Annotated in this window: 9 protein-coding genes; 3 read left to right on the forward strand and 6 right to left on the reverse strand. The window is 62.8% G+C overall.

The genetic code is table 11. The annotated features are described in order from the left end of the window. A partial coding sequence (locus P8X75_13570; protein ID MEJ1996210.1) for an SPOR domain-containing protein occupies positions 1-405 on the forward strand: 405 nt, incomplete at its 5' end. Between the two features lie 20 nt (positions 406-425). On the opposite strand, the gene P8X75_13575 is transcribed toward P8X75_13570, so the two are convergent. After that, a complete protein-coding gene (locus P8X75_13575) occupies positions 426-830 on the reverse strand; it encodes a hypothetical protein (protein MEJ1996211.1) in 405 nt (134 codons plus the stop codon). Positions 831-911: 81 nt separating this feature from the next. Then, positions 912-1,316, reverse strand: coding sequence for a hypothetical protein (locus tag P8X75_13580; protein MEJ1996212.1), 405 nt, complete (start codon positions 1,314-1,316; stop codon positions 912-914). A 271-nt stretch (positions 1,317-1,587) separates the two neighbouring features. On the opposite strand from P8X75_13580, the gene P8X75_13585 reads away from it, so the two are divergent. Further along, positions 1,588-1,878 carry a ferritin gene (locus P8X75_13585; protein MEJ1996213.1) on the forward strand — a complete coding sequence of 97 codons (291 nt, stop codon included), beginning with the start codon at positions 1,588-1,590 and terminating at the stop codon, positions 1,876-1,878. Between the two features lie 29 nt (positions 1,879-1,907). Continuing rightward, positions 1,908-2,546 (forward strand): TIGR02466 family protein, encoded by a 639-nt coding sequence (locus P8X75_13590; GenBank protein MEJ1996214.1) that lies wholly within the window; start codon positions 1,908-1,910, stop codon positions 2,544-2,546. Positions 2,547-2,567: 21 nt separating this feature from the next. Here the strand turns inward: P8X75_13590 and P8X75_13595 are convergent, their stop codons facing one another. The 4 genes from P8X75_13595 to P8X75_13610 form a co-directional block, all read right to left on the reverse strand. Beyond that, entirely contained in the window at positions 2,568-3,467 is a 900-nt protein-coding gene (locus tag P8X75_13595; protein MEJ1996215.1) for a cytochrome c, read from the reverse strand. A gap of 49 nt (positions 3,468-3,516) precedes the next feature. Next, on the reverse strand, positions 3,517-3,969 hold the full coding sequence (locus P8X75_13600; GenBank protein ID MEJ1996216.1) for a cytochrome c: 453 nt from the start codon (positions 3,967-3,969) through the stop codon (positions 3,517-3,519). Positions 3,970-4,135: 166 nt separating this feature from the next. After that, a complete protein-coding gene (locus P8X75_13605) occupies positions 4,136-7,291 on the reverse strand; it encodes an efflux RND transporter permease subunit (protein MEJ1996217.1) in 3,156 nt (1,051 codons plus the stop codon). A gap of 20 nt (positions 7,292-7,311) precedes the next feature. Next, a partial coding sequence (locus P8X75_13610) for a hypothetical protein (protein MEJ1996218.1) occupies positions 7,312-7,715 on the reverse strand: 404 nt, incomplete at its 5' end.

A 7,715-nucleotide genomic window follows, 5' to 3' on the forward strand; every position in this document is an offset into this window, starting at 1 on the left:
CCGGCGCAACTGGCCGCGCTGCCCAGGTCTGAAGGACAAACGGTCGAGCGGATCCTGCTTCCGGGCGCCCCCCTGTCGCACGGCGCTCCGCTCTATCCGGCCGAGGAATCCAAGGAAGGGCTCTACAGCGTGGAGATGGCGGCCTTCGCAGAGCCCGATCTGGCCGAAGCGGCGAAAGCCTCTCTGGTCAGAGCCCATGGCGACCTGCTCTCCCGCGACAGCGTGACGGTGGCCGCCATTGATGGCGCTGTCGAGGAGCAGCGCTACCGCGTGGTTGCCGACCCGCTGGCGCTCAAGACCGCGGAAGACCTGTGCAGAGCGCTGCGCAAGCGGGGACAAGGCTGTCAGGTGATTCCCCTGACCAGCGTCAGCCCTCCGGCAAGCGGCCAAATCTCAGCAGATTAGATAAGCGACGCGCTGGAACGTTAGCGACGGCACTCGCCAACCGCGACGAAGGCGTTCGGGGCGCCGTAGGTCGTGACGTTCTGCGAGAAGAGATAGCCCCAGGTGAAGGTCAGGGCCGCCTGATCGAAGACCAGCATCTCCGCGCCGTCCGTGCAGACCATCATATCCGGCATCAGCGAGGGATAGGGCTTATCGCACTCGAAGCTCTCGCGCTTGCCCAGGCCTTTGGAGGAAGGCCGGCGGGGATGATCCATCAGCATCTCCACGTTGGAGAGGAACTCCATGGTGAAGCTGCCGCCCTCGAACTCCCGCGCGGAAGAACCCTCGTCCTGCCACTCGACGCCCGATGCAACGGTCTCGCTGCAGGTGAAAGTCTCCGCCGCCGTGGCCGTCAAAGGAAGCGCCACCAGGGCCGCCGCCGTCATTGAAGCCACCGTCCGTGAAATCGCCGCTTTGCTCCGCAAGGTCCCTCTCCTTCTGTCGCGCTGTCTCATAGACGATGACCGCTATTGAGCGGCCATCATGCTCTCTTTGATTTTCTTGGTGTCTGCTTTGATCGCCTGCATCCGTACAATCACGCCCGGCTCGTCGAACGGTTGAGCGCGACCCTCCGCGAATCCCCTCCGGTAGATCGAAAAGCCGTTCTCCGAATTGGCTCGCTGAGGATGGCTGCAATCGATAGCCGCAAGCTCCGTGGTGTGGATGCCGTTCACGCCCACATAGGGCAGAACCTGATCCCAGAAGTAAGTATCGATGGAGTTGCCCGCCGCCCATCCGGACTCGAAAAGAGCCCGGTTGCGAAGATCACAAACGTCCTCTTGCGCTCCGGCATTCGGCGCCGACGCCGAAAACCCGAGCGTCAACGCTAGCGCGAGCGGTAGCGCCCGAATCGCTATTCCCACAGATGCCATATGCTGAACCCCACTCCCATAAGTCTCTTTTTACACAATAAGACTTTACATGCTTTGGGATCAACAACTCCTTGAATCGCAAGAAGGCGCTGCCCCTCATCCCTTCACGGGGCAATGCTAAGAGCGGTCTTGTTACTTTCTTCTTAATTTCCTTTGACCAATGCCGAAGATCGCTGGAGCAATTCGAGGCTTTACCTGCGCTCCTGTGTGGCCAGAATAGGGCCATTCTCACTTCCCCCCGGGGACCCAAAGAACGAAAGGAAAGCAGCCTATGTCTAGTGAAGGCCTCCACGAGTCGCGCGAACAGCTCAGCGAGAAGACCCTCAACATGCATCGCGCCATTGTCTCGCTGATGGAAGAATTGGAGGCTGCGGACTGGTATCAGCAGCGCGCCGACGGCTGTAGCGATCCTGACTTGAAAGCGATTCTCATCCACAACATGGAAGAGGAGATCGAGCACGCCGTCATGGTCATGGAGTGGCTGCGCCGAAATTCAGAGCCCTTTGCCCGGGAAATGAAAGAGCGCCTCTTCACCGACGATCCGATCGTCGACCATCACTGACGGCAGGGTCGAGCGGCGGTCCCGGCATCATGCCTCAACCCGATTCCCAGGGGTTCATGGAACTCTGGCCGACTCTCTTCCTGCGCCGGGAGCTGCCGGGCGCCGAGCTCGCCAACAAGGTACTGCGGGAGGAGATCGATGAGCTGGAGAAAGAGAACCCGGACCTCACGACGGATTATCTCTCGGGCAATTTTCTTACCCGTGACAATCCCGCCGTGGGTTGGCTGCGCGACTGCGTCAACAAGACGGTGATCGACTATGCCAAGCGCGCCGGGATCGATTACGAACTGAACTGGAGCCTCCAGGCCTGGCCGAACGTCAACCGCTTTGGCGACTATCACGACCTGCACAACCATCCCCACTGCTGGCTCTCGGGCACCTACTACATCGCCGTACCCCAGCGAGGCGAGGAGCTGCCCGGCCGCAAGGACCGGCGCCCGGGGGCCATCTCATTCTACGATCCGCGCGCTCAGGCGAACATGAACGCCATCGCCAAGGACCCGCAGGTCGAAGCGGAGTACAGTCTTCTCCCGGCTCCGGGGACCATCCTTCTCTGGCCTGCGTTCCTGCATCACTTCGTGCATCCGAACCTCTCCAAGGAGCTTCGGATCTCTGTGTCCTTCAACGTGGTCTTGAAAAACCCGACGGAGCACCTGCCGAAGCAATAGGCCCGAAAGCCGTAAGCCCCGTCAGGGCTTGAGGCTCACCAAGTAGGCGACGATGGCGTCTAATTCCTCGGAGGGCAGCTTGCTGAGGTTGCCCTGCACCTCCCCCATGCCACCGCTGGACATACTGTCGTAGCCGAACATCTCGCCGTACTCGAAAGCCTCCTTCAGCGACGCGGCGTCTTTGTATTCGCCGCGTTCGATCAGGCCGACGATGCTCGGCACCTGTCCCTTGCCCTCGGGATGCGGGCCGCCCTGATAACGCCTGGAGTCATCCGGAACCATGAAGAGGTTGCGCGGCGTGTGACATTCCCCGCAATGCCCCGGACCTTGAACAAGATAGGCGCCGCGCAGCGCAGGACCGCTGAGCCCGGCGGGCGGCTGGAAGCCCGGCTCGCCCAGCGCCATGGCTTTCCAAAGGCCGATGAAGGGACGGAGCAAGCCGCTGGCCGGCACGTCGTGGGCAACGGCCTCGGCGGAAACCGGTTTCAGGCTCTTCAGGTAGGCAAAGAGATGTGCGAGGTCTTCCTGCGTCATATGGCGGTAGGAGCCATAGGGAAAGGCCGGATAGTAGTGCCTGCCATCCGGCGAGGCGCCCTCCACCATGGCGGTCACGAAGTCCTGAAGCCGCCATTTGCCGATGCCGGTATCGGGGTCCGGTGTGATGTTGGGCGCGAAGAAGGTCCCAACCGGGCTCGGCAAGCGGTGCCCGCCGGAGGGGAGAGCCGGGTCCCTCCCCTCAGCCGATCTGGGCGGCGCGTGGCAGCCCTGGCAGCCACCCGCAAGAAAGAGGGTCCGCCCCAACTCCGGATCGCCGGAGCCGGCGTCGACCGTGAGCGTAGCGGTCTGGGGCGCGGTCGCGTAGAGCAGCCCCCCTAAGGCAAGCAGGCCAACGAGGACGGCCAGAATCGCCAGCCGCTTCATGGTGCTATCTCGCCTTTACCGGGGACAGGACGTTCAAGCCGGCCGCGCCTTAGTTTTCCGGCTTGCGGTAGGTCTCGTGACAGTCCTTGCAGGTGCCGCCCATCTGCTGAAACGCGGCCTTGAAGGCCTCCTCGTCGTTCGCCTTACCGGCGGCCGCAATGGCGGCGGAGGCGGCGATGGCGTCATCGAAGAGGGCCTCGAACTCCATGTGCCGCTCCCAGATGACCGGAAGGGCGCGCCCCTCGACACTGCCCTCGGGGAACTTACCCGAGGCGGCCACGAAGTTCTCGTTGGCGATCATGCCTTGCTCGGCGACCATGGCGCCGTCAAAGGCGACTTCGCCCTTGAAGACCGGAACCAGCTTCTTCACGGCACCCACGACATTCTTCATGTTCTGCTCGCGCTCTTCCTGAAGGTTCGCGTAGACCGCGCCGGGCACAGCGACCGCGAGACCCAGGACAACGGCAGTAGCGGCGATCATGACTTTTTTCTTGGTGTTCATTCAGCCTCTCCTATTCAAGATCAGTTGGCCATTCCAGCTAGAGAAGAACTTAGCCGGATGATAGATGACAGATAGGCACTCGCGCGTTTGCATTCCCGCAAGCGGCGGTGCTCATTTCTGCAAATTAGGGGTGATCGGTCGCTGGTCCAGCCCGGCCCTCGCCGTCTTACTCAGCCGCCCGCTGCGGCGGCTCATCGTAGATCTGCCGGACCTTCCCGCTGTCGGCATCCTCTTCGAGCTCACGGTTCAAGCGGTCCCGCACCCAGCCTCGCGGCTTGGTTCCGCGCGCCAGGATCTGATAGGCGACCGGCACGATGAAGAGCGTGCAGAAGGTGGCCGCGATGACGCCAGAGAAGATGACCACGCCGATCGCTTGGCGGGTCTCAGCCCCCGCGCCGAAGGACAGGATGAGCGGCAGCGCGCCCATGGCCGTGGTGATCCCGGTCATGATGATGGGGCGCAGACGGATGACCGAGGCCTCGACCAGCGCCTCCTTGAACTCCCAGCCCTCGTCCCGAAGCTGGTTCACGAACTCGACGATCAGAATACCGTTCTTGGCCGCGAGCCCGACCAGCATGATCAGGCCGATCTGGGTGTAGAGATTGAGCGACCCGCCGGTCAGATAGATGCCAAGCAGCGCGCCTGCGACGGCCAGCGGCACGGTCAGGATGATCACCAGCGGATGGATGAAGCTCTCGAACTGCGCGGCCAGCACCAGGAACACCACCAGGATGCCCAGCGCAAAGACGAAGGCCAGGGACCCGCTTGATTCCTGAAGGTCGCGCGACTGGCCCTTGTAGTCGATGATCGCGCTTTCGGGCAGCACATCGCGCGCCTTGGCGTTCATGTAGGCCAGCGCGTCGCCCAGGCTGTAGCCGTCGGCCAGATTGGCTTCGATGGTGATCGCCCGCGTGCGGTTGTAGCGGTTCAGCTCGCTGGGTCCGGCGTACTCCCGGATATCGACCAGGTTCGCCAGGGGGACAAGAGCGCCCGAAGAACTGGAGCGCACGAAGATGTCGTTGATCGCGGTCGGCGTGCGCTGCTCGTCCTTCTCACCTTCGATGATGACATCGTATTCCTGACCGGCGTCGATGAAGGTGGTGACGCTGCGCGAGCCCAGGATGGTCTCCAGCGTGCGCCCGATGTTGTTGATGGAGACACCCAGGTCGCCAGCCCGGTCGCGGTCTATATCGATGGCAAGCTGAGGCTTGGTTTCCTGGTAGTCGTTGTCGATGCCCTCAAGGCCGGGATTGTCCTTTTCGATCTCCGCCAGCAGTTCGTCGCGCCACATGGCGAGCTGATCGTAGGTCCCTCCCCCGATCACGAACTGAACCGGCTTCTTGATGCCGCCGCCCAGGCCCTGACGCATGATCGGAAAGGCGACAACCCCGGGCAGGTCGCTGAGCTCTCCCCGCACTTGGTTGATGATGCTCCAGGCATCGCGCCGTTGGCGCCAGTCCTCAAGGACCGCGATCACGAAACCGCCGTTGAAAGAGGTCGGCCGCCCGAATCCCCGGGGCGCCCGCACCAGCAAGCGACGCACTTCGCCGCTCTCGGCCAAAGGCAGCAGCCGCTGCTCAATCACGTCCATGTACTCAACGATGGCGTCGTAACTGGTGCCCTCGGCGCCCTTGACGATCACGAAGAAAGCGCCCCGGTCTTCCTTGGGCGCGAACTCCGTGGGCGTCTGCTCATAGAGCCAGTAGGAACCGGCGATCAGGCCGCCGAACAGCAGCACGCTCAAAAGCGGCACGCGCAATGCCCCGCGCAGCGTCGCCCTGTACCCCGCCTGAACCACCGCGAAGACCCGGTCCAGAACACGGATCACCAGCGGCTTCTTCTCGTCGCGCTTCAGGAACTTGGATGCCAGCATGGGCGAAAGCGATAGAGCGACGAAGCTCGAGATCGCGACGGCTGCCGCCATGGTCAAGGCGAATTCGGTGAAGAGACGCCCGACATCGCCTTCGGTGAAGGCGATGGGAAGGAAGACGGAGATCAACACAACCGTCGTCGCGATCACGGCGAAGCCCACCTGGCGGCTGCCCTTGAAGGCGGCGACCAGCGGCGACTCGCCCTTTTCTATCCGGCGGTGAATGTTCTCCAACACCACGATGGCGTCGTCCACCACCAGCCCAATGGCCAGCACCAGGGCCAGCAGCGTCAGCAGGTTGATCGAGAAATCCAGACTGTAGAGAAGCACGAAGGCCCCGATCAGCGAGACTGGTACGGTCACCGCGGGAACGATGGTCGCCCGGACGCTGCCGAGAAAAAGGAATATGACCAGAATGACGAGGCCGATGGCGATAGCGAGGGTCTTGTAGACCTCGTTGATCGCTCCCTCGATGAAAACGCCCGTGTCGTAGCTGACGCCAAGCTCCATGCCTTCTGGCAGAGAACCGCTGATCCTCTCGGCCTCCATGCGCGCGCCCTTGGTGACTTCCAGCGTATTGGCCTGGGACTGCTTGATGATGCCGATACCAACGGTGGGAACGCCGTTGCCCCGGAAGAGCGTACGCTCCTCGACGGCGGCCTTCTCGACCCGCGCCACATCGCCGAGCCGCACCAGATAGCCGTCGCCGCCCCTCGAAAGCACGAGGTTCCTGAAGTCCTCCGCTGTACGGAAGTCGCGCTCGACGCGGGCGGTGAAGATGCGTTCATCGGACTCCACGCTGCCCGCCGGAAGCTCTACGTTGTCCGCGCGCAGAGCGTCCTCGACATCGGTTACGGTCAGGTTTCGCGCGGCCAGCGCCTGATGATCGACCCAAATTCGCATGGAGTAGCTGAGCCCGCCGCCGACCCGCACCCGCGCCACACCGTCCAGGGTCGAGAACCGGTCGACCAGGTAACGCTCCGCATAGTCGGTCAGCTCAAGCGATGACATGCGGTCGCTGTAGAGCGACATCCAGAGGATCACGTCGTCGCTTGAGTCCGCCTTCTGGATATCGGGCGGGTCCGCCTCATCCGGCAAGTTGTCCAGAACACCCGAGACCCGGTCGCGGATATCGTTCGCCGCGGCGTCCACGTCGCGCCCCGGCTTGAACTCGATGGTGATGCGCGAGCGGCCGTCCTGGCTGGAGGACTCGATGAAGGCGATGCCCTCGATGCCGGCGATCCGCTCCTCGATGATCTCCGTTATGCGGGTCTCGATCACCTGCGCGGCGGCTCCCGGATAGTCCGTGGTGATGGAGACCACCGGCGGGTCGATGTCCGGGTATTCACGCAGCGGCAGACGGTCGAAGGCGATGATGCCGAAGGCGATCAGCAGCAGGCTGCCGACGGCGGCGAGGACAGGGCGGGTAACCGAAAGATCTGAGATAAGCATCGCCTGTGCGCCCCTGACCCTCAGCTTCCCTGGGACTTCTTGATCATCTCGCCGATGGTCTGCTCACCCTCTTCCTCGGTGATGATCTCCACGGGCTGGCCGGGTCGCGCCTTGATGGTGCCATGGGTGATAACCCGCTCATCGACCGACAGGCCTTCCAGCACTTCGACCCAACCCTCCTTGCGCGTGCCAAGCTGCACCTCGCGCTTCTCGGGAATGCTGTTGTCCCCCACGACCATCACGAAGTTCCGAGAGCCGTTCGGCATCAAGGCTTCCTCACGCACCAACAGCGCCTGTCGCGGGTTCTTGAAGAGTGTGACCGTCATCAGTAATCCTGGACGCAAGCGCAAGTCGGCATTGTCGATCATCGCCCGCGCCGTGATGGCGCGGGTCACGGGATCGATCTGGTTGGAGAGCGAGCGGA

Source organism: Limibacillus sp. (genome assembly GCA_037379885.1).
GTDB lineage: Bacteria > Pseudomonadota > Alphaproteobacteria > Kiloniellales > CECT-8803 > JARRJC01.

Excerpts from the sequence above, each read along its gene's own strand:
- P8X75_13575 (MEJ1996211.1), bottom strand. The coding sequence starts at position 830 with ATGACGGCGGCGGCCCTGGTGGCGCTTCCTTTGACGGCCACGGCGGCG.
- P8X75_13580 (MEJ1996212.1), bottom strand. The coding sequence starts at position 1,316 with ATGGCATCTGTGGGAATAGCGATTCGGGCGCTACCGCTCGCGCTAGCG.
- P8X75_13585 (MEJ1996213.1), top strand. The coding sequence starts at position 1,588 with ATGTCTAGTGAAGGCCTCCACGAGTCGCGCGAACAGCTCAGCGAGAAG.
- P8X75_13590 (MEJ1996214.1), top strand. The coding sequence starts at position 1,908 with ATGCCTCAACCCGATTCCCAGGGGTTCATGGAACTCTGGCCGACTCTC.
- P8X75_13595 (MEJ1996215.1), bottom strand. The coding sequence starts at position 3,467 with ATGAAGCGGCTGGCGATTCTGGCCGTCCTCGTTGGCCTGCTTGCCTTA.
- P8X75_13600 (MEJ1996216.1), bottom strand. The coding sequence starts at position 3,969 with ATGAACACCAAGAAAAAAGTCATGATCGCCGCTACTGCCGTTGTCCTG.
- P8X75_13605 (MEJ1996217.1), bottom strand. The coding sequence starts at position 7,291 with ATGCTTATCTCAGATCTTTCGGTTACCCGCCCTGTCCTCGCCGCCGTC.